This is a genomic window from Cohnella thailandensis, from assembly GCF_014212135.1.
In the GTDB taxonomy this organism is placed as follows: Bacteria; Bacillota; Bacilli; order Paenibacillales; family Paenibacillaceae; genus Cohnella; species Cohnella thailandensis.
The window spans coordinates 333,355-353,542 of sequence record NZ_JACJVQ010000019.1 but is presented as its reverse complement, the minus strand read 5'-3'; the positions used below and the strand labels follow the sequence as shown (position 1 = coordinate 353,542).

The 20,188-nt window shown below is 58.2% G+C and carries 16 protein-coding genes; 3 read left to right on the top strand and 13 right to left on the bottom strand.

Annotation, left to right across the window (positions count from 1 at the left end):
* Positions 1 to 49: 49 nt before the first annotated feature.
* Both H7B67_RS22345 and H7B67_RS22340 read right to left on the bottom strand, forming a co-directional pair.
* Entirely contained in the window at positions 50 to 319 is a 270-nt protein-coding gene (locus H7B67_RS22345; protein WP_185122078.1) for a DUF3886 domain-containing protein, read from the bottom strand.
* A 24-nt stretch (positions 320 to 343) separates the two neighbouring features.
* Positions 344 to 1,033 carry a metal-dependent hydrolase gene (locus tag H7B67_RS22340; RefSeq protein ID WP_185122077.1) on the bottom strand — a complete coding sequence of 230 codons (690 nt, stop codon included), beginning with the start codon at positions 1,031 to 1,033 and terminating at the stop codon, positions 344 to 346.
* Between the two features lie 173 nt (positions 1,034 to 1,206).
* On the opposite strand from H7B67_RS22340, the gene H7B67_RS22335 reads away from it, so the two are divergent.
* Positions 1,207 to 2,220 (top strand): LLM class flavin-dependent oxidoreductase, encoded by a 1,014-nt coding sequence (locus tag H7B67_RS22335; protein ID WP_185122076.1) that lies wholly within the window; start codon positions 1,207 to 1,209, stop codon positions 2,218 to 2,220.
* A 129-nt stretch (positions 2,221 to 2,349) separates the two neighbouring features.
* On the opposite strand, the gene nfsA is transcribed toward H7B67_RS22335, so the two are convergent.
* The 6 genes from nfsA to H7B67_RS22305 form a co-directional block, all read right to left on the bottom strand.
* A complete protein-coding gene (nfsA, locus tag H7B67_RS22330) occupies positions 2,350 to 3,108 on the bottom strand; it encodes an oxygen-insensitive NADPH nitroreductase (protein WP_185122075.1) in 759 nt (252 codons plus the stop codon).
* Between the two features lie 118 nt (positions 3,109 to 3,226).
* The gene (locus tag H7B67_RS22325; RefSeq protein ID WP_185122074.1) at positions 3,227 to 5,182 is read right to left on the bottom strand and encodes an acyltransferase family protein; all 1,956 of its coding nucleotides are present in this window, start codon (positions 5,180 to 5,182) and stop codon (positions 3,227 to 3,229) included.
* A gap of 508 nt (positions 5,183 to 5,690) precedes the next feature.
* Positions 5,691 to 6,956 (bottom strand): FAD-binding protein, encoded by a 1,266-nt coding sequence (locus tag H7B67_RS22320; RefSeq protein WP_185122073.1) that lies wholly within the window; start codon positions 6,954 to 6,956, stop codon positions 5,691 to 5,693.
* Positions 6,957 to 7,014: 58 nt separating this feature from the next.
* Positions 7,015 to 7,740 carry an MOSC domain-containing protein gene (locus H7B67_RS22315; RefSeq protein ID WP_185122072.1) on the bottom strand — a complete coding sequence of 242 codons (726 nt, stop codon included), beginning with the start codon at positions 7,738 to 7,740 and terminating at the stop codon, positions 7,015 to 7,017.
* A 182-nt stretch (positions 7,741 to 7,922) separates the two neighbouring features.
* Complete coding sequence (locus H7B67_RS22310) at positions 7,923 to 8,978, bottom strand: M42 family metallopeptidase (RefSeq protein WP_185122071.1); 1,056 nt, start codon at positions 8,976 to 8,978, stop codon at positions 7,923 to 7,925.
* A gap of 321 nt (positions 8,979 to 9,299) precedes the next feature.
* Entirely contained in the window at positions 9,300 to 9,965 is a 666-nt protein-coding gene (locus H7B67_RS22305; protein WP_185122070.1) for a sulfite oxidase-like oxidoreductase, read from the bottom strand.
* A 177-nt stretch (positions 9,966 to 10,142) separates the two neighbouring features.
* Between H7B67_RS22305 and H7B67_RS22300 the strand changes: the two genes are divergently transcribed.
* Complete coding sequence (locus H7B67_RS22300) at positions 10,143 to 11,351, top strand: quaternary amine ABC transporter ATP-binding protein (RefSeq protein ID WP_185122069.1); 1,209 nt, start codon at positions 10,143 to 10,145, stop codon at positions 11,349 to 11,351.
* Positions 11,344 to 13,071, top strand: a complete 1,728-nt coding sequence (locus H7B67_RS22295; RefSeq protein WP_185122068.1) for a glycine betaine ABC transporter substrate-binding protein — start codon at positions 11,344 to 11,346, stop codon at positions 13,069 to 13,071. The genes H7B67_RS22300 and H7B67_RS22295 overlap by 8 nt, the downstream gene beginning before the upstream one ends.
* Before the next feature lie 47 nt (positions 13,072 to 13,118).
* Here H7B67_RS22295 and H7B67_RS22290 read toward each other — a convergent pair whose 3' ends face one another.
* The 5 genes from H7B67_RS22290 to H7B67_RS22270 form a co-directional block, all read right to left on the bottom strand.
* A complete protein-coding gene (locus H7B67_RS22290) occupies positions 13,119 to 13,721 on the bottom strand; it encodes a TVP38/TMEM64 family protein (protein WP_185122067.1) in 603 nt (200 codons plus the stop codon).
* 99 nt (positions 13,722 to 13,820) lie between these two features.
* A complete protein-coding gene (locus H7B67_RS22285) occupies positions 13,821 to 15,689 on the bottom strand; it encodes an ABC transporter ATP-binding protein (RefSeq protein WP_185122066.1) in 1,869 nt (622 codons plus the stop codon).
* Positions 15,673 to 17,412, bottom strand: a complete 1,740-nt coding sequence (locus H7B67_RS22280) for an ABC transporter ATP-binding protein (RefSeq protein ID WP_185122065.1) — start codon at positions 17,410 to 17,412, stop codon at positions 15,673 to 15,675. Before H7B67_RS22280 ends, H7B67_RS22285 begins: the two co-directional genes overlap by 17 nt.
* Before the next feature lie 484 nt (positions 17,413 to 17,896).
* Positions 17,897 to 18,412 carry a YfcE family phosphodiesterase gene (locus H7B67_RS22275; RefSeq protein ID WP_185122064.1) on the bottom strand — a complete coding sequence of 172 codons (516 nt, stop codon included), beginning with the start codon at positions 18,410 to 18,412 and terminating at the stop codon, positions 17,897 to 17,899.
* A gap of 16 nt (positions 18,413 to 18,428) precedes the next feature.
* Complete coding sequence (locus H7B67_RS22270; RefSeq protein ID WP_185122063.1) at positions 18,429 to 20,015, bottom strand: family 10 glycosylhydrolase; 1,587 nt, start codon at positions 20,013 to 20,015, stop codon at positions 18,429 to 18,431.
* Positions 20,016 to 20,188 lie beyond the last annotated feature (173 nt).

Genomic DNA, 20,188 nt, shown 5'->3' with positions numbered 1-20,188 from the left:
TTCTTCCAGCCGTTGGCTTAATCGAACGACGTCGACTCCAACGAGAGTTTTATTTGAACTTCTTCCAATCCGACGAGCTGTTGTTCAGAAGATACTCGAAATCGTTGTCCAGCCTCTTCTGCTCCGCCTTGCGCTTCTCCTCTTCCTCCTGCCGCTTGCGCTCCCTCTGGGCGGCCTCCGCGGCCTTAAGCTCGTCGGCTTGAGCCTTGAGCTTGCCGATCACGTCGGCCCCGAGCAGCTCCTTCAGCGTAATCGGAGAATCGGACGCGTCCGCGGCGGACGATTTGCGCGTCTGCGGTATTTGCTTCTTCTTCGCCACTCTAATTCCCCCTACGGCGTAAAACTACAGCGTAAAACGATCTCCCGGTGCCATGACGTGACCGCGGATCCCGCTTTGCTCCAGCTTGTTCACGAACGCTTCGGAGTCCTGGCGGATCGGCGGGAACGTGTTGTAATGCACCGGAACGACATGGCGGGCGCCGAACCACTTGGCCGCCTGAAGCGCGTCTTCCGGCCCCATCGTGAAGTGATCCCCGATCGGAAGGAAGGCGAGATCGATGCTTTCGCGCTCTCCGATCATCTTCATGTCCCCGAACAGACACGTATCGCCGGTATGCAAAATCGTTTTGCCTTCCGCGCGAATGAGAAAGCCTGCCGGCATTCCGGCATAATGGATCGTCTTGGTCGTCTCGTCGACGATGCCCGAGCTGTGGAAGGCCGGGATCATCTTCGCTTTGGCGAAGCCAAGGTCGTACGTGCCGCCCAAGTTCATGCCGACCGTCTCGACGCCTTGCCAAGCCATGTATGAAGCGAGCTCGACGATGGCGACGACCGGCGCTCCGTTCGCCTTCGCGATCGGCGCGGCATCCGCAATGTGATCCCCGTGCGCGTGCGTAAGAAGAACGGCGTCGACCTTAACGTCTTCCGGTTTCGTGACGGAGAGCGGATTGCCTCTTAGAAAAGGATCGATGATCAGCGATTTGCCGCCGGTTTCGATCTGGATGCAAGAATGGCCATGATATGTAATTTCCATGGATCAACACCTCCTATTATATCTTCATCATAAACGACCCCGGAGGCAAAATTCAATTGCTCCCCCTTATTCTGTGATTTTATTGACTACAGTTAAGGACGGGAGGTATGATGGAGAAGTTTAGAACTTACTGCGCAGCAGTCGATCAACCCAACCTAAGGGGTGTTTTACGGATGAAGCTCAGCATTCTCGATCAATCCCAAGTCTGCGAAGGACAAACCGCCGCGCAGGCGCTCGTCAATACGACCAAGCTAGCCCAAGAAGCGGACCGTCTCGGCTATCATCGTTACTGGGTATCCGAGCATCATTCCTCCCGTTCGCTCGCCCACTCCAGCCCGGAGGTGCTTCTCGCCCATCTCGGAGCGAACACGAAGCGGATTCGGCTCGGCTCCGGCGGGATCATGCTTCCGCATTACAGCGCCTATAAGGTCGCGGAGAACTTCAAGCTTCTCGAAGCCTTGAACCCAGGTCGCATCGACGTCGGACTCGGCCGCGCTCCCGGCGGGATGCCGCTCTCGACCCGAGCCCTTCAAGAAGGCCGGTACGGCGACATCGACCGGTATCCGGAGCAAGTAAACGATCTGCTGAATTACCTGTACGATTCGCTCCCGGCCGGACACCGGTTCGCCGGCTTGCACGCGTCGCCCGCCATTCAAACGAAACCCGAGCTGTGGCTTCTCGGCTCCAGCCTCGGAACGGCGCAAATCGCTGCGCGCATGGGGCTTCCTTACGCTTATGCCCAATTCTTCGGCGTTCCGGGCAGCGAGGACGCGATCGCTTATTATTTGGACCGCTACCAGCCGAACGCCCTTCACCCGGAGCCCCGCGCGCTGGCTGCGGTAATGGTTATCTGCGCGGACACGGAAGAGGAAGCCGTGAGGCTCGCGACGAGCACCGAGCTGTTCTTCCTGTCGCTGGAGCAAGGCCGCATGCTCGACTTCTTCCCTTCCGTCGAGACGGCGGAGAGCTACCCGTACACCGAATACGATCGCGAAAGAATACGCGCCGGAGCCCATCGCAGAATTCTCGGAACGCCCGAACAGGTGAAAGCGCGCCTTGAGAACATGAGCGAACAGTTCGGCATCGACGAATTCATGGTCGTGACGATCACGCACGATTTCGACGCCAGGATCAAGTCCTACCGGCTGCTGGCCGAAGCCTTCGGACTCTCCTCGGATCAATCCTAATGAAGAAGGGAGCGGCAATCGTCGCTCCCTTCCATTCCGAAACCTTTACTGGACCATCCCGAAGCCTCTACCGGTCCATCCTAAACCCCCGAAACCTTCTTCCCTGCTCCTATTCAACCAAACACGATCTCAATTCAACGGCAGCTTGCGGCTCGCCAAATAATCCTTCCAATCCAGCCGGTTCGGCTTCGCCAGGCGATTGCCCATCTGCTCGGTCCAACGCTCGGCTCTGGCCCCTCCCGTTCGCTCCCGGTAATACTCCGCGATTACCTCGTTATACTTTTCCAATCGGCCCCGGATCTCGCTCTCTTCCGTCCAGTACGTTTCTTCCGAATAGACCGCCTCCAGCGGCAGTCTTGGTTTCGCGGCGGACGGCTTGGCGGGATAACCGACCGTCATTCCGAACAGCGGAACGACTCTCTCCGGCGTCTTCAGCAGCTCGGCGACCTCCCTCGGTTTGTTCCGCAAGCCGCCTATGTAGCAGATGCCCAGCCCCATGGATTCGGCCGCGACCGCCGCATTCTGGGCTGCCAGAGCCGCGTCGACGACCCCGACCGTATATTGCTCCGTCGATTCCAACGAATCCCTTGTCCGATCCGGACCGATGCCTTCCATTGCCGCGCAGAGCTCAGAGCGATGCAGATCCAGACAGAAAATCAGCAGCAGAGGACAGTCCTCCACATGCTTCTGATTGCCGGCGAGCTCGGACAGTCGGGTTCGGCGCGCCTTATCCTTGATTCCGATGATGGTGTAAGCTTGCACGAAGCTGGAAGTGCTGGCCGCCTGGGCGCTTCCCACGATGGCGCGGATCTGCTCTTCCGAGACGGGCTGGGCGGTATAAGAGCGAATGGAGCGATGCTCCAGCAGCTTCCCGATGATTTCGTTCACGTCGTTCCCTCGCTTCCCTGTCGATGTCTCCCTTATTGTAGCAGATTAAGGAGCAAAAACCCGCCGCTCGCCCGAATCGGTCCGATCCGAGGCAAACGACGGGTTTGGGTACGGCTAGCTAGCTCTCTCCGCGAACGCTCTTCAATTCCTTTACGATCAAATCGGCGTAAAGTTCGGCTCCGGTCCGAGTAAGGTGCACTCCGTCCTTGCCGAAATACTCCTTCTTACCCGAGCTGACCCGGTACCAATCGATCAGGGTGACGTTATCGTAATCGGCGGCGACGTCCTTCAGCGTCTCGTTGACCGTATCCTGCCATTGCCGCGGGACGCGGGTGTTGATCAGGATGACGCTCCGCTTCTCTCCGAGCTTATCGAGAATCTGCGTAATCTTCTTCTCCGCAAAAGAGCCGTTCGTCCCCAGCTCCAGCACGACCACCTTGCCCAGATTGCCTTCCTGCTCGAGAGCTTCCACGGTATCCATCGCTTTGTTCATTTGGCGCCCCACCTTGCCGTCGACGAGGATGCCGGGAAGCTTCTCCTCCAGCAAAGACTGAACGCCGAGAATGACCGAGTCGCCGATCACCGTCACTCCATTGCCGTCGGCGGCCGCGTTGGCCGAAGGAGCCGCCTCGGACTTACCGTTCCCTCCGCTCGCCGCCGGTTCTGTCGTTTCGTCCGCAGGCTTTACTTCTGCCGGCTTTGACGAAGACGACGCGGAGGACGGATTTTTGCCGGAGGCAAGGATGACGTCCTTATCCGGCTTTGTCGTCGCAGAAGGCGTTGGCGTTGGATCAGTTTTGTTAATGTCATTAATTATCGGATCGGCCGCTTCATTCGCATAGCTCGGCCGTGCTTCCCCGCCTCCTCCGCAGGAGATGCAGAGCACGACGACGAGCGAGACCGACACCATGGAGAAAACTCTCGGACGAAAACGCAGTACCGAACCGCGTTTCGCCGCTAATAGAGCTTCCCTCGTTCGATGAGCGAGCCTGCCGAATCCCCCGTTCAAAATGGGCTTTTCGACGAACTTCCAGGATAGGGCCGCCAGAGATAGGGTAAGGACGATTTGCATGGCGGTTCTCGCGTAGTCGACCTCTCCCGACAGGTAGGATCCGCTCGTCAAAACGATAACCGGATAGTGCCACAAATAGATGCCGTAGGAGCGCACCCCGATCCATCTCAGCGGTTTGACGGACAGCGCCTGAGCCAGTCGGCTGGACGGATGAATGAGAACGGCGATGAGGACGGCGGTCACGATCGACAGCAGCAGCAGACCGCCGCGATAGGTGAAGGCTCCGTATTCGTCCGTGTACATGGCCATCAGCACGATGACGGCTAACGCGGCGAGGCCGATCCCATCTACCAGCAGACGCCGACGGTTCGAGAGGATCGGCTTCAGGCTGGCGCTGGGCAGAATGACCGCGAGAGCCGCCCCGATCAGCAGGCCGAAAGCCCTCGTATCCGTTCCGTAATAGACGCGGCTCGGGTCGGTTCCCGGCACGTAGATCAGCGCCATCGCAAGGGCCGACAGCGCCGCGCACCCGCCGATGATCAGCGCCAGCGGTCCGCGCTTCGGAGCCATCGTCAAGCCGAGAGCCAGAAGGAGCGGCCATAACACATAGAATTGCTCCTCCACCGCAAGCGACCAGAAGTGGCCGAACGGAGACGGCGGTCCGAAGCTCTCGAAGTAAGACACGTTATGAAAAATCAGCCACCAATTGTGGATGTAAGCGAGAGCCGCCCCGATATCTCCTCCCAGCGAATGAAGCCGGGAGGAATCGGTTGCCGCCAGCCAAGCCGCCACTATCGCTACGAGCAGAAGCATGGCGGGAAGCAGCCTTCTCGCTCTCCTAAGCCAGAACCCTTTCAGGTCGAGGGTTCTTTCGCTCTGCCATTTGGCGACCAATTGGTCTGTGATTAGGTAACCGGATAAGACGAAGAAAACGCCGACTCCGAGGAAGCCCCCGGGAAGGACGTTCATAGGCAGATGATAGACGATGACCGCCATCACCGACAATGCCCTCAGGCCGTCAAGGCCGGGCATGTAGCGTTTCTTGCCAGTTTGCTCAGGCATGGCAGCGGACTCCTCCACTCGTCAAGAATGGCAAGTCATTACTTCCGATGTTCGTATTGCCGGGTGTTGCAAGCATGAGATTGGTGCCGTTTGCGACTTGACTTCCGTAAGTACTTCTGCTTTCGCTATGTTTCATTATCCCGTTTCTACCTTTCGCTCCGCTTGTTAAGAGGACGTGCCGCGATGCGCAACATCGCCCGTGGTGTCTTGCTCTCATGCTTTTTCCATAAATTTAATGCCATTAAATACAGTCCGCTGTTTGGCCCGTTGCTGCGTATTTAGTGTCCGAATTCCTCCCTTCCGAGCTCCGGTAAGCTTGCTTGGGCTCGTTGTTGTTTCTTATGCCAAATTAGACGATGGGACTACCATTCGAGTTCAATGAAACATCGGTTTTTTCGTCGAAAATTTGCAACAAAAACAGACCGTTCTCGCCAATCGAGAACGGTCTTGGATCCGAATTGGAAACCGTATAACGCCGGACATTATCCATCGATGCCAGTTGGCTTGCTTATTCCGCTATGTATTGCTCCAGGAACGCGTTGCGGAATTTGCCTTGAGGGTCGAATTGTTGAAGCAGCCGCCTGAAGTCGGGCAGTTTGGAGTAGAGCGATTGAACCCGCGAGGGAGGCATCGTAAACAGCTTGCCCCAATGCGGGCGCGCTTGGAATGGCTCCAACTCTGTCTCGATTAGAGGCAACACCTGCCGAACGGCTTCCCATTCCGGCTTCCAAGTCATATGGATCGCCACCGAATCTTGCCCATAGCAAGGGCTCATCCACAAATCGTCTTGGGCGATCGTACGAACCTCCGAGACGTACAGAAGCGGAGAGATTCGCTCCTTCAACCGATCGAACGCGCGCAAGGCGGCATACGCATGCCGGCGAGGCACGAAATATTCGCTTTGCAGCTCCTCTCCGGCGCTAGGGGTGAATTCCATGCGAAAATGAGGAAGCCGCTCATGCCAAGGTCCCGGAATGCCCATCTGCTCGCTGCAGTTCTCCGGGCCGAAGCCCGGCACCGGGTGACGCTTGGCGGTCGCCAATCTTGCGCCGTACAGCTCGGAAGCCGCTTCGGAAGATGCTTGATCCGCCGGCATTCGGCTCTTCACCCACACTTGATTGAAGGCGGATCGCTTCCAATCCGTGAACAGGCTGACGCTGTAGCCGCTGGAGAAAATCGAATCCAGATTCGTTTCCAGCTGGGACAGCGGCAAATTCTCGTAGACGTGCTGCCGCACTTGGAAGGTTGGAATAACGTTTAAAGTCAGCTTCGTCACGACGCCCAATCCGCCAAGCCCTACGATCGCTCCCGCGACCGAGCTATCAGGCTGATCGCGCGATAGAAAGACCGTTGTCCCGTCCGCCCGGACAATCTCCAGAGCGTGAACCGACGTCGACAGATTGCCGATCCGATCGCCTGAGCCGTGCGTGGCCGTCGCGCAAGCGCCGGCCACCGTAATGTGCGGCAGAGACGCAAGATTGGGCAGCGCGTAGCCGTTGTCGTGAAGATATCGGCAGAGCTCCCCGTAACGGATTCCGCCTTCGACCGTTACCCGATGGTTCGTCTTATCCAAAGCGATTACCCGGTTCAGCTTCGCTAGCGAGAGGTGACTGCCGACGCTGTCGGCGATGCCGTTAAAGGAATGGCGAGTGCCTAACCCTTTGACTCGATCGCTTCCGGCAACCCATTCTTGTACCTGCTCTACGCTCTCCGCTTCGAGAAGCTTCGAAGCGGCGTACTCGTAATTGCCTGCCCAGTTCCGACTGCTTGCCATATCCGCACGCTCCTAGTATGTAATCAATAAGAGATCGATAAGGGATCAATCTCGAAGTCTAATCTCGAAGCCTAATCTCGTCGCCGATCGCGATCTTGCCGGGCGTCGCGACCGAAGCGTACATGCCGAACGTCAATTGGAATTGTTGATGGACGATCTTGAGAAGCGAGGGATCGCGTTCCCGCGTATCCGGATCCAGAGTGATCATCGAGCAGCGCTCGCAGCCCTTGTCGATGCGGAATGTCGCGGTTCCTATCTGCAGCTCCTTGCCGACCCACTCCGTCTCGCTGGTCGCGTCGTCGTTTAAGCTAATTAGCACATTAGCCCGGAACCGAAGCGGATCTAGCGGTTTGCCCCAGACGGACTCAAGTTTGCGTAGGGATCGATCGGTGACGAGCAGGATCGGGCTGTCGTCGACTCCCATCAAATCGGCATTCTGCCCGAAGTAGTTCCTCATGCTGAGCTTCGTCGGAGTAAGCTTCTGTACGTCTTCCAGGAGCTCTTCGTTCCACCGATAGAGAGTCCCGTCCGGCGCCGTAACCCGCACATGCGGAGGCTCGCTCTCGTCAGGCGACTCGATGACTTCCGCCCGATAGCCGAGCATGGCCGGAATCCCCCTCGCGGTCACGTAGCTGTTCCACCCCGTCTTCGTCTCGTCGACGAACGCATGCCACCGATCGCCGTACATTCCGTATTTCTCGATTCGGGACTCTTCGAGGAGTTGCTCCCCCGCGAACGACTTGACCGGATACCGCCGCAGCTCCTTTACGCTACCCACTAACATGCTTTTGACCTCCAATGCTTGCTTTACCCCTGTCGTCAGGATACCTCCTGCCGATTCGGGCGTCAAACTTTTCCTCCGCGATGGAGGCTCCGTTGCACGTTTTTTCCGTGCATCGGCAAATGAAAAAGACGAAGTCGGGCATCCGCCCTGGCTCCGTCTTAACCACGCTCCAACAATAGCTCCTACAAAATATATGCCAACAACAGTCTGGCCGTGTTCAGGATCGCGTCCCGATGAGTCCGCTCCATGCCGTGGGAGGCGTGTACGCCGGGGCCGATGAGCGCGGCGCGGATGTTGCTGCCGCCGCGAAGCGCGGCGGAGGCATCGGAGCCGTATTGCGGGTAAATATCGACCGCATGAGGCAGGTTCTCCCGCTTCGCCAGCTCGATAAGCTTCGAGGTCATCCCGTAATCGTACGGACCGGACGAATCCTTCGCGCAGATCGAGACGTCCTTCTCCGTGGCGGACAGGTCGTCTCCGAGCGCTCCCATGTCGACCGCGATCATCTCGGTGACGTCCGCGGGGATGGAAGAGGCGCCATGGCCCACCTCTTCATAGGTGGAGAGGATGATCTTGACCGTACGGGCAGGAGTTTTCCCCTCCCGCTTCAGCCATTCCAGCACTCCGAACAGCGCCGCCACGCTCGCCTTGTCGTCCAGATGGCGCGACTTGACCCAGCCGTTCGGCAGCAGGCGGGCGCGCGGATCCCAGGAGACGATATCGCCGACCGAAATGCCTAGCTTCAGGACGTCCTCTTTGCTAGCGACATCCTCGTCGATGCGAATCTCCATGTTCGCTTCTTCGCGCTTCCATTCCCGGGCGTCCGGGTATACGTGAACGGACGGCTTCGTGGAGAGAACCGTTCCTTCATAGGTCCGACCGTCCCGCGTATGGATGGTGCAATATTCCCCTTCGATCGTCTGCATCGCGTAGCCGCCGATCGGCGTGATGCGAAGCATGCCATTGGATTTGACCGCGCGCACCATCGCGCCGAGCGTATCCACGTGGGCGGTTAGCGCCAACGTCTCTCCGTCCGTCGCGGCTCCCGGAACCGTAATGATCCCGTTCCCCTTCGGAGTACGCTCTACCGCATAGCCCAGCTTGGCCGCTTCCTCTTCTACTACCTTCATGATGTTCATGCAGTAGCCGCTTGGGCTAGGAGTGTTGAGCAGCTTATGTAGGATGTCTTCTACGTATCGAGCGTTAACTTGATAGCCGACCGTTTCCGATTGAGTCATTGAAGCAACACCTTCCTTAGATTCATTTGCAACGTATAAATGAGTTAGTCGATTTTTTCGACTATCTCCCCTGTTCCAGCTCTCTGGAGAGCTCCGTTAGTCGATTTTTTCGACTATCTCCCGCACTCCAGCTCTCTGGAGAGCTCCGTTCTTCACCCAACGTTCATGCACCAGGCGAACCCTTGCCGCAAACCGATCGTCCTGTAGCAATTCGATCGTCCTTGTCCAATGATCATCCTTGTGCAAGTCTGCCCATAAACAGCAAAATAGCCGAAATCCTCGACTATCCCGCATGATCGCCTATTAGCGCAACATCTCTCTTCAATCGTAATCCTTATGATGCCATTCGTCTTCCGGGAGGCCCAGATCCTCGCCCGAGAAGCGCTGTTCCTTGAACGGGTCGGCGTAGTTATGGAAGCCGTTCCGCTCCCAGAAGCCCGGCCGATCCTCCTTCATGAACTCGAACCCGCGAATCCACTTGGCGCTTTTCCAGAAGTACAGATGAGGAACGAGCAGGCGAAGAGGCCAGCCGTGCTTGTCCGTCAGAGGCTCTCCGTTATATTGGTAGGCAAGCAGAATGTCGTCGCCCAGCAGATCCTCGATCGGCAGGTTCGTCTCGTAATCGTTGTCCGCGTGCACCATGACGTACTTGGCCTCCGGCTTGACCTTCAGCAGCTTAAACACGTCGCGGAACAGCACGCCTTCCCAAGCCGTGTCGAACTTCGACCAACGCGTCACGCAGTGGATATCCGTCGTGATCGTCGTCTTCGGCAGAGCCATCAGCTGCTCGTAGGTGAACGTAACCTCCTCTTCCACCTCGCCCCACACCCGCAGCGTCCATTCGTTCATATCGTAGCGAGGAACCTCGCCTTCGTGCAAAATCGGGAATCGGTCGGTGAGCGTCTGTCCCGGAGGAAGACGTCCCTCCAGCCCGTTCGGCGTCTGCGGCGCCTTGCTTTTCTTGATCCGTTCCGCTTTCGTTAGCATCGCGATCCAATCCTTTCCCTAGAAGCCCTATCGATAAACCGGAATGTCCAAATTATAGCTATCGCCGATCGAACCTGTCAAACGAATTCGGCCTCTCCCGCCCCCGGATGGATAAGCCTTCCTCAATGGAAGCAACCTATAGACCATCTATATCCTGCCTAACGGAGGACGGCCTTTATGAGCATCGTGTCGGTGAACAACTTAACGAAGATTTTCGGCCCGGAGCCGCAGAGGGCTCTCGACCTTCTCGCCCAAGGCTGGAGCAAAAAAAAGATCTACGAGCAAACGAAGCATACGGTGGGCGTCAATCGGGTTAGCTTCGACATCGAGGAAGGCGAGATTTTCGTCATCATGGGGCTGTCGGGGAGCGGCAAATCCACCCTGATCCGGCTGCTGAACCGGTTGATCGAGCCGACGTCCGGGGACATTCTCTATCAGAACCAGAACATCGTGAAAATGAACGCGGCCGAACTCAGGAGTTTCCGCAGGCGGCGGATGGCGATGGTGTTCCAGAAGTTCGCGCTTTTTCCCCATCGGACGATTCTTAGGAACGTCGAATACGGCTTGGAGATTCGCGGGGTCTCGGCCAAGAAACGCCAGGAGAAGGCCCGTTCCTCCTTGGCGCTGGTCGGCTTGGACGGCTGGGAGAACAGCTATCCCGATCAGCTCAGCGGCGGCATGCAGCAGCGGGTCGGACTCGCCCGTGCGCTGGCCAACGAGCCGGACATTCTGCTCATGGACGAAGCCTTCAGCGCGCTCGATCCGCTGATCCGCAAGGACATGCAGGACGAGCTTCTGGACCTTCAGGAGAAAATGAAGAAAACGATCATTTTTATTACCCATGATCTGAACGAGGCACTCCGGATCGGAGACAAAATCGCGCTGCTCAGAGACGGTTCGATCGTGCAGATCGGAACGCCGGAAGAAATACTGATCAACCCGGCCAACCGCTATGTCGAGAAATTCGTGGAGGACGTAGACCTGTCGAAGGTTCTGACCGCCGCCCACGTCATGCGAAGGCCGGAGACGATCGGCCCCGATCGCGGTCCCCGGGTCGCCCTGCAGCTCATGCGCGACAGCGGCATCTCCAATCTGTACTTGGTGGACAAGTCCCGCAGGCTGCTCGGGGCGATCTCCGCCGAGGACGCGTCAGCCGCCATCAAGGAAAACAAGACGCTGCTCGCGATCGCGACTCGCGACGTTCCGACCGTCCGCCCGGATCTCCGCCTGAACGAGCTGTTCGACGTCGTCAGCGCGACGCCGATCCCGGTCGCCGTCACCGACGAATCGAACCGGCTGCTCGGCATCATCGTGCGAGGCGCGGTTCTGGCCGCGCTTACCGGCAACGCCGAGCATATCAACGTGGAGGGGGATGCCGATGCGTAAGCTTCCTCTGGATCAGTGGGTCGAGAGCGTCGTCGATTGGGTGGGCTCGAATCTCGGGGTTATTTTCACCCTGCTGTCTTCCATCATCAACGGGATCGTGTACGCTTTCTCGTCGCTGTTCCATCTGCTGCCGCCTTGGCTGACCATTCTCCTTATCGCCGCTCTCGCCTATCGCCTTGGCCGCTGGCGGCTTGCCTTGTTCACCGTCATCGGACTCCTGCTCATCTGGAACCTCGGCTTCTGGGACGCGACGATGGATACGTCGGCGCTCGTTCTCACCGCATCGCTCGTCTCGATCGTGCTCGGGGTGCCGCTCGGCATCTCCGCCGCGCGCAATCGGACCGTGCGAAGCATTCTGACGCCGCTGCTCGACTTCATGCAGACGATGCCCGCCTTCGTCTACCTGATTCCGGCGGTCACCTTCTTCGGCCTTGGCGTCGTACCGGGTGTCATCGCTTCCGTCATCTTCGCGATTCCGCCTACGATCCGGTTGACGCATCTCGGCATCCAGCAGGTGCCGGACGACCTGGTCGAAGCGGCCGATTCGTTCGGTTCGACCCCGACGCAGAAGCTGCTTCAGGTGCAGCTTCCGCTCGCGATGCCGAACATGATGGCGGGCATCAACCAAACGATCATGCTGTCGCTGTCCATGGTCGTCATCGCATCGATGATCGGCGCGCAGGGCATCGGAGCCGACGTCTACCGGGCGGTCACCCAGCTCAATACGGGCCAAGGCTTCGAGGCGGGACTCGCGGTCGTCATCTTGGCCATCCTGCTCGACCGGCTGTCGCAGAAGCTGGTCTCGAACAAACGGCGCAGCGATTCGAAGGGAATCCGGCGCTTCCTCTGGATCGGCGCCGCGGCCGTGCTCGTGCTGATCGCAGCCAGTATCTACCAGAACATGAGCAAGGAGTCCGGCGGCGAGAACGAGATCGGCAAGCTCGTGGATTACCGGATCATCGGCATCGACCCAGGCTCCGGACTCATGAAGGCGACCTCTCAAGCGATCCAGGATTACGGCTTGAACAACTGGACGCTGGTGGAGGGCTCCGGCACGGCCATGACCGCGGCTCTGGATCGGGCCTACAAAAACCAGGAACCGATCATCGTCACCGGATGGACGCCGCATTGGATGTTCATCAAGTACGATCTCAAATATCTGGACGATCCGAAGCAATCGTTCGGGGGCAGCGAAGAGATCCATACGATCGTACGCCAGGGCCTTAAGACCGATGCCCCTTCCGCCTATCGGTTCCTTGACCGATTCCACTGGCAGCCTTCCGATATGGAGGAAGTGATGAATTCGATCTCGGACGGGGTGACGCCGGAGGATGCGGCGGCCGCTTGGGTGAAGAAGCATTCCGATCTCGTGGCGGAGTGGACCGACGGCATCCCGAAGGCGAACGGCCAGACGCTTAAGCTGGCTTACGTCGCTTGGGATTCGGAGATCGCCAGCACGAACGTCGTTCGCGAGGTGCTCGCGACGAAGCTCGGCTACAAGCCGGAGATGCTGCAAGTCGAGATCGGCCCGATGTGGGTCGGGATCGCGGGAGGCGACGCCGACGCGATGGTCGCCGCCTGGCTTCCCACGACCTCGAAGGATTACTACGACAAGTACAAAGACCGGGTTGTCGATCTCGGCTCCAACCTCGAAGGCACGAAGCTCGGCCTCGTCGTTCCGTCCTATATGAACGTCGATTCGATCGAGCAGCTGCGCTGAACAGTGATGAAGACCCCCGGCCTTGCGGCTGGGGGTCTTCGCGTGCGTCAGGTCCCTTGGCTTCTGGTGCGTCTCCTAAGCTTAATGAATAAGAACCATACGATAAGCACGGCGCAGAAAGCGATATAAGAACCGGTAAGAAGGCTGATATCCTGATCCGGAAAAAGAATCGAAGAGCTGATGATGCTGAACATGCCGATGTGCGACAGATTGCCGACTAACGACGAGATCGCGTAGGGGCCGGGCTTGATTCCGGATACGGACGCCAGGAACGAGATCACGTTGTTCGGAACGATGGGAATCGTTCGTAGCAGAATGATCGTCCACACTCCGTATTCTTCGAAATACTTTCTCCACTTCTCGTAACGCCCCGCGAAACGCTGCATTCGGCGGTCGAACCAATCGGCGAACCAGTAGCGGCAGCAAGTATACACGACGATGGCGGAGACGATGCTGACCAGCCAGCTGACCAGCATTCCGTTGATGACCCCCAAGGTGGAGGTGTGCAGAAAAATGAGCGTCGAGAAAGGAAATATTCCGAGAAATCCCTGAATAACGGCGAGCGGCATCGTGATAAAAATGACGTTGAAGCCGCTCAAGCCGAGCGTGTCGAGCAGCCAATCTATGCTGTTGTTGATGAGGTCTCCCATGAGTTTGATCCCGAACCTTCCTTAGCCGACTTGCTGCGATAATCCTTATCTTAACATGGAATTCGGAATCTGGCATTCGTTCCCCGTTTGTCCTTCGGATTAAGCGCCGTCCGCGTTCGCAAGCGGATTGCGCACCATCCGGGAATAAACGCCGCCCGCTTGGACGAGCTGAGCGTGCGAGCCTTGCTCGACGATGCCGCCTTGGTCGATCACCATGATCCTGTCGGCGTCGCGAATCGTGCTTAAGCGATGCGCGATGATGAACGTCGTCCTCCCCTGCATGACACGAAGCAGCGCCTCTTGAATGTGCAGCTCGGTACGGGTGTCGATGCTGCTCGTCGCTTCGTCCAGAATGAGAATCGACGGACTGGCCAGAACGACCCGCGCGATGGCGATAAGCTGCCGCTGCCCTTGGCTCAGGTTGCTCCCGTTCTCGGTCAGCTGCGTCCGGTACCGATTCGGAAGCTTGCGAATGAACGTATCCGCATTGGAAGCCTCCGCGGCGCGGCGAACCTCCTCCTCCGTCGCTTCGGGCTTGCCGTACTTGATGTTCTCTTCGATCGTTCCGGAGAACAGATAGGTGTCCTGCAGAACGATGCCGAAGCTGCTGCGCAGGCTGTCGCGCGTATAGTCGCGAATGTCCCTTCCATCCAACAGGATACGGCCTTCGTTCACGTCGTAGAACCTTGTAAGCAGATTGACGATCGTCGTTTTGCCGGCGCCGGTCGGGCCGACGAGCGCGACGCTCGAGCCGGCCGGAACGGAGAAGCTCACGTCCTTCAGAATCGGATTATCCTCGCGATATCCGAAACTAACGCGATCGAATCGAACCTCTCCCTTCGCTTCTGCCAGCGGCACGGCGTTCGGCGCATCCTTCTTCTCCTCGCTCTCGTCGATAACCTCGAACACCCGCTCCGCTCCGGCGAGGCCGGACTGCAGCACGTTGAAGACGTTCGCGATCTCGTTCAGAGGCCGGACGAATTGGCGGGAATACCCGATAAAGCTGGCGATAACCCCGATGCTGATATGTCCATGAACGGCCAGAACGCTTCCGACGATCGCTACCGCCGCGAAGCCGAGATTGCCGATCACGCCGAGCAGCGGCATCAGGAAGCCGGAGACGATCTGCGCCTTCGTGCCCGTCTCGCGAAGCCTTGCGTTCACTTCCTCGAACGTACGGATCGACTGCTCCTCGCGATTGAAAGCCTTCACGACGTCGATGCCGGTTATCGTCTCCTCGATATGCCCGTTAAGCGAACCGAGCTGCACCTGCTGCTCTTTGAAGAGAGGCCGGGAACGGCTCGATACCGTCCTCGCCAGCAGATAGACGAGCGGAACCGTGATCAGACTCGCCAGCGTAAGCAGAGGACTAAGAATCAGCATGAAGAGGAGCGAGCCGGCAACCGAGATGACGCCGGACATGAGCTGCGACGTCGTCTGCGAGATGCTGGTGCTCACGTTGTCGATATCGTTGGACAGGCGGCTCATGATTTCGCCGTGCCTGCGAGTATCGAAGTAAGCGAGCGGAAGCTTATGCAGCTTGCCGAACAGCGCGCTGCGAAGCCGATGAAGAACCCGCTGCGAGATGCCCGCCATCATCCAGCCTTGCATAAGCGTCAATCCCGCGTCTCCCGCATAGGCCGCGAACATCGCGAACAGAACGATCTCCAGGTAGCCGAAGTCGACCTGCCCTTGGCCGACGATGGCGTCGACGGCTTCGCCGATCAGATACGGCGTCGACAAGGTGATCGCGGAATCGACAAGGATCAGGATAAAGACGATGGACAGCCACCGGCGTTCCTTATCGATATACGACCAAAGCCTTCTTAGCGTTCCTTGAAAATTCTGCGGCTTCTGAACCGGTCCTCTGCCCCGTTGCCCCGGCCGATTCGGACCGATGGCGACCTGCGGAGGATCGAACCGGCCGGATCCGGAGTCCCGTCTCGTTCCGTTAGACGCCATGGGCATGCATCTCCTTGCCGATCTGGGAATGGTAGATCTCTTGATAGACCCGGCAATCGCGCAGCAGCTCATCATGCTTGCCCTTGCCGACGATCTCCCCGTGATCGAGCACGACGATCTGGTCGAGATCCATGACCGAGGTGATCCGCTGGGCGATCATGATGCAGGTCATCCCCTGGGCGAATTGCCGCAGCGACTCCTTGATGGCCGCCTCCGTCGTGACGTCGACCGCGCTCGTGCAATCGTCCAGGATCAGAACCTCGGGCTTCCGGATCAGCGCCCGGGCGATCGAGAGCCGCTGCTTCTGGCCGCCGGACAGGTTGACCCCGCCTTGGCCGAGCTTCGTGTCGTAGCCGTCGGGAAGCGATCGAATGAAGCCGTCGGCCGCCGACAGCCTCGCCGATCGGGCAACCTCCTCTTCCGTCGCCTTGTCGTTGCCCCAGCGGATGTTGTCGCGGATCGTTCCGGTGAAGAGAACCGGTCTCTGCGGAACGAGCGCCACCTTCTCCCGAATCCAGCTCGGATCGAGCTCCCGTACATCCACCCCGTTCATCGCCACTCGGCCCGCGGTCGCTTCGTAGAAGCGCGGGATGAGCTGTACGAGCGTGCTTTTGCCGGAGCCCGTCGATCCGATGATGCCTATCGTCTGCCCGGGAAGAACGTCGAGGTCGATATCCTTAAGAACCGGTTCGCCGGAAGGCCCGCCGTACGAGAAGGAGACCCCTTGGAACCGGATATGGCCATGACCGACCGCCCTGTCTTCCGCATTCGGCTGCCATTCGTCCGATTCTTGCAGCGTAAGCACGTCGGCGATGCGTCCTCCGGACACCTTCGCTCTGACGAGCATATTGATGACCATCGAGATCAGCATGAGCGAGAAAAGGATCTGCGTCATGTAGTTGACGAACGCGACGATGTGCCCGACCTGCATGCTTCCCTCGTCGACCCTTGAAGCGCCGAGCCACAGAATCCCGACGATGCCCAGGTTGACGGCCAGCACGATGGACGGGTTGAAGAACGCCATGACCCTCATCGCTTTCTGGGAACGTCCTTTGTATTCGTCGTTGGATCGCTCGAACTTGTCCGTCTCTTCCGGGAAACGATTGAACGCCTTCACGACCCGAACGCCGGCGAGATACTCGCGCATGCCGCCGTTCAGCTTGTCTAACGAGACTTGTACCTTGGAGAAGAGCGGAAATCCGACCTTGAAGTTCAGCCCGATGATGATCGCCACGAGCGGCACCACGATGAGAAGCACCAAGCTGAGACGGGGATTCAAGTTGACCGCCATGATCAAGCTGCCGATGCACAGGATCGGCGCCTTCGCGAAGATGCGCATCATCCCGTTCGCGAAGTTCTGCACTTGCGTGACGTCGTTCGTCAGCCGCGTCACCAGCGAAGCCCGGTCGAACCGGTCCAGGCTTCGCATCGGAAGCGTTTGAATCTTGCGGAACAGGTCCGAACGCAGCTCCGCGCCGAACGCCTGGGAGACGCGGCTGGAGACGACGTTCCGCCCGCTCGCCATGATCGCGCCCGCCAGAGTCACGAGGAGCATCAGGCCGCCGATCCGCAGAACGGTGTCCAGCTGAAGCGTGGAAACGCCTTCATCGATCATTCTCGCCAGCAGCGCGGGCTGCAAGAGATCGCAAACCGCTTCGCCGGCGACCAGCAGGAACGAGAACGTAAACGGCTTGCCATAGCGGCGCACGTATTTTTTGCGATAGCCCATGAATTCGACCTTCGCCTCCTTTCATTTATTAAAATCCAACTTCTTCTAACGACAAAGGAACCGCATGGAAGCGGTCCCTTCTGGTCTACCACACCTTTCTATTTTAAAGCGGCGGTAAGTATTTCACAACTTGCATTTCGGCAGGGACTGCGCTGTGCTCTGTAACCCGAATTTTTCGGGTTACAGCCCTTTTTGGCGGCTGTTCTCGCTCTGTAACCCGAATTTTTCGGGTTACAGCCTTTTTCGGCGGCTGTTCTCGCACTGTAACCCGAATTTTTCGGGTTACAGTCTCTTGCGGCGGGCGTTCGCACCCTGTAAGCCTACATTGTCGGCTTACAGCCTCAGACAACGGCTTTTTACTCTCTGTAAGCCGATATTATCGGCTTACGCCCAGAAGGACGTGCTTGTCCCAGGCAGAGCAATTCCACCTAGCCGAATTCGCGCTTTCCCTCGCTATCCGAGCGGGCGATCCGCCTCGCCTCTCTCACAGCTTGGCGTTCTTATCCGCGTAATACACGTGCTTCGCTTGAATTTGGCCGTCTTCGATCTCCATCAGCCCGAAGGAGTAGCGGCTGAGCTTCCGCTTGTCGGTCGGAGAGCCGGGGTTAAAAACGAGCACGCCGTTCACCCGCTTCAGAACGGGCAGATGCGAGTGTCCGTAGACGATCGCGTTCACCGGCTCGTTCTGGAACGCGCGCAGCGCTCTCGCCTCCGTCGCCGTCCGTCCCCCTTCCCCGTGTCCGTGCACCAGCCCGATCGCCGCTCCTCCGAACCGCAGGATTTTCCGCAAGCCGAACTTCTTCACGATATCCGAACCGTCGTTGTTGCCGGCCACCCCATGCACGGGGGCCAATCGCTCCAACTGCTCGAGAATGCGCAGATCGGTCCAATCCCCGGCATGCAGGATCGCATCGACTTTGCGAAAAGCATGAACGAGCGGATCCGGCAGCGACTTGGCCATTCGTGGCATGTGGGTGTCCGAGACGATTCCGAGCTTCACGGTTCCATTCCTCCGATCAATTGCCGTAATAATCGCGGAGCAGGTCCGCAAGCCCGAGCGGGTTCTTGAGGAGCTCGTTCGCCCGGAAGTACAAATCTCCCTCGATCGCCGAATATTTCTTATTATATTGCAGCTGATCGATGATTTCCTGGGCGGATTGCCATCCGGTCTCGGCCGTTCCGACTTTATAAGCGGCATGGCCGATATAGAGCTTCACGTTCGTTCCCGCCACTTCGTTCGCCCACCAATCGGTCACCTTATCGTACCTGGCGGCGGAAAGCGTCATGCTCCAGTACACCTGAGGGGCGACGTAGTCGAGCCAGCCCTGCCGGATCCAAGTCCGGACGTCCGCGCTCATGCTGTCGTAAGCGGTAATTCCCGCCTTCGTGTCCGAGCCGGTCGGATCGACCGACGCGTTCCGCCACACGCCGAACGGGCTGATGCCGAACGACACCCGAGGCTTCGCTTGATGGATCGATTCATCCAGCAGCTTCACGAATTGGTTGATGTTGTCGCGCCGCCATTCGGCTTTCGTCAGAAGTTTATTCGGATTGTACAGCAAATAAGATACGGCATCGTTGAAGTCGGTTCCGGAAGGATAGAAGTAATCGTCCAGATGGACGCCGTCGATCTCGTAGTCGTTCACGACCTCCATGATCGCGTCCACGATATGCTGGCGAGCGTCCGGAATGCCGGGATCGATGTAGCTGGCCGTTCCGGCCTTGACGATCCAATCCGGATGCTGCAAGGCGACATGATTCGAGGCAAGCCCGGTTGTCGTCGTGGCGGTATTCGCGCGAAATGGATTAAACCAAGCATGGAACTCCATGCCCCGGTTGTGAGTCTCCTCGATCATGAAGTCGAGCGGGTCGTAGCCGGGATCCTGACCCTGAATGCCAGTGAGCACCTTCGACCAAGGAACGAGCTCGGACGGGTAAATCGCGTCTCCCGCGGAACGCACCTGCACGAATACGGAGTTCATCCCGATAGCCTGAAGGTCGTCCAGAAGCTTGGTAAATTCCTCCTGCTGCTTCGCGATATCCGAATACGATGCCGCGGATGGCCAATCGAGATTGTACAGAGTCGAAATCCAGGCTCCCCGGATGTCCGTTCCGCCTACCTCTCCGCCCGATTGTCCTCCTCCGGCGGTAAAGGTGGTCAGTGTAATCACCTTCGTCTTCGAGTTCCAATCCACTTGCACGCCTAAGTTCTCGCTGACGAATCGCAAAGGCACCATGACGCGTCCGTTCTTCACTTCGGTCGGAGCGTCCAGCGTCACCTTCGTGCCGTTGACGACGGCGCTTTTCTGCCCGCTGACCATCGTGATCGCCTTGCCGGATTGGCTGATCGTTACCGTCTTCGTGTTCTGCTTCCAATCGACGACCGCTTGCAGGCTCTCGCTCACGACCCGGATCGGAACCATCGTCAGGTTCGCTTTGGGGATCACGTAAGGATCCGTGTCCGTAACGACCGGCGCTCCGTCGAGCATTATTTTAATGTTGGCAGGGCTCGCGGCTTCCGCATTCCGTTCCAAAGGAACGATCGCGGAGGCAAGCAGCATCAGCGGAAGCGACGTTCGTATCATGCGTTTGCTCAGCTTCATCGTTCGTTGGCTATCTCCTATCCCTATCTTCATTCTATTCTTGCTAGACGAATAAATAGACGCGAATCAGGGGGATTAGTTGCAACGATTAGCTTTTTCCCATGCAAAAAAAGCCGCCCCGATCCCGCCTGACGCAGGAATGCTTCGGAACGGCTGAATACCGATAGCTTAAT

Bases quoted from the DNA above. Each gene is read 5' to 3' on its own strand.
- H7B67_RS22340 (WP_185122077.1), bottom strand. From the start codon at position 1,033: ATGGAAATTACATATCATGGCCATTCTTGCATCCAGATCGAAACCGGC.
- H7B67_RS22270 (WP_185122063.1), bottom strand. From the start codon at position 20,015: ATGAAGCTGAGCAAACGCATGATACGAACGTCGCTTCCGCTGATGCTG.
- H7B67_RS22290 (WP_185122067.1), bottom strand. From the start codon at position 13,721: ATGGGAGACCTCATCAACAACAGCATAGATTGGCTGCTCGACACGCTC.
- H7B67_RS22320 (WP_185122073.1), bottom strand. From the start codon at position 6,956: ATGGCAAGCAGTCGGAACTGGGCAGGCAATTACGAGTACGCCGCTTCG.
- H7B67_RS22300 (WP_185122069.1), top strand. From the start codon at position 10,143: ATGAGCATCGTGTCGGTGAACAACTTAACGAAGATTTTCGGCCCGGAG.
- H7B67_RS22305 (WP_185122070.1), bottom strand. From the start codon at position 9,965: ATGCTAACGAAAGCGGAACGGATCAAGAAAAGCAAGGCGCCGCAGACG.
- H7B67_RS22325 (WP_185122074.1), bottom strand. From the start codon at position 5,182: ATGCCTGAGCAAACTGGCAAGAAACGCTACATGCCCGGCCTTGACGGC.
- H7B67_RS22285 (WP_185122066.1), bottom strand. From the start codon at position 15,689: ATGCCCATGGCGTCTAACGGAACGAGACGGGACTCCGGATCCGGCCGG.
- H7B67_RS22280 (WP_185122065.1), bottom strand. From the start codon at position 17,412: ATGGGCTATCGCAAAAAATACGTGCGCCGCTATGGCAAGCCGTTTACG.
- H7B67_RS22295 (WP_185122068.1), top strand. From the start codon at position 11,344: ATGCGTAAGCTTCCTCTGGATCAGTGGGTCGAGAGCGTCGTCGATTGG.
- H7B67_RS22310 (WP_185122071.1), bottom strand. From the start codon at position 8,978: ATGACTCAATCGGAAACGGTCGGCTATCAAGTTAACGCTCGATACGTA.
- H7B67_RS22315 (WP_185122072.1), bottom strand. From the start codon at position 7,740: ATGTTAGTGGGTAGCGTAAAGGAGCTGCGGCGGTATCCGGTCAAGTCG.
- H7B67_RS22335 (WP_185122076.1), top strand. From the start codon at position 1,207: ATGAAGCTCAGCATTCTCGATCAATCCCAAGTCTGCGAAGGACAAACC.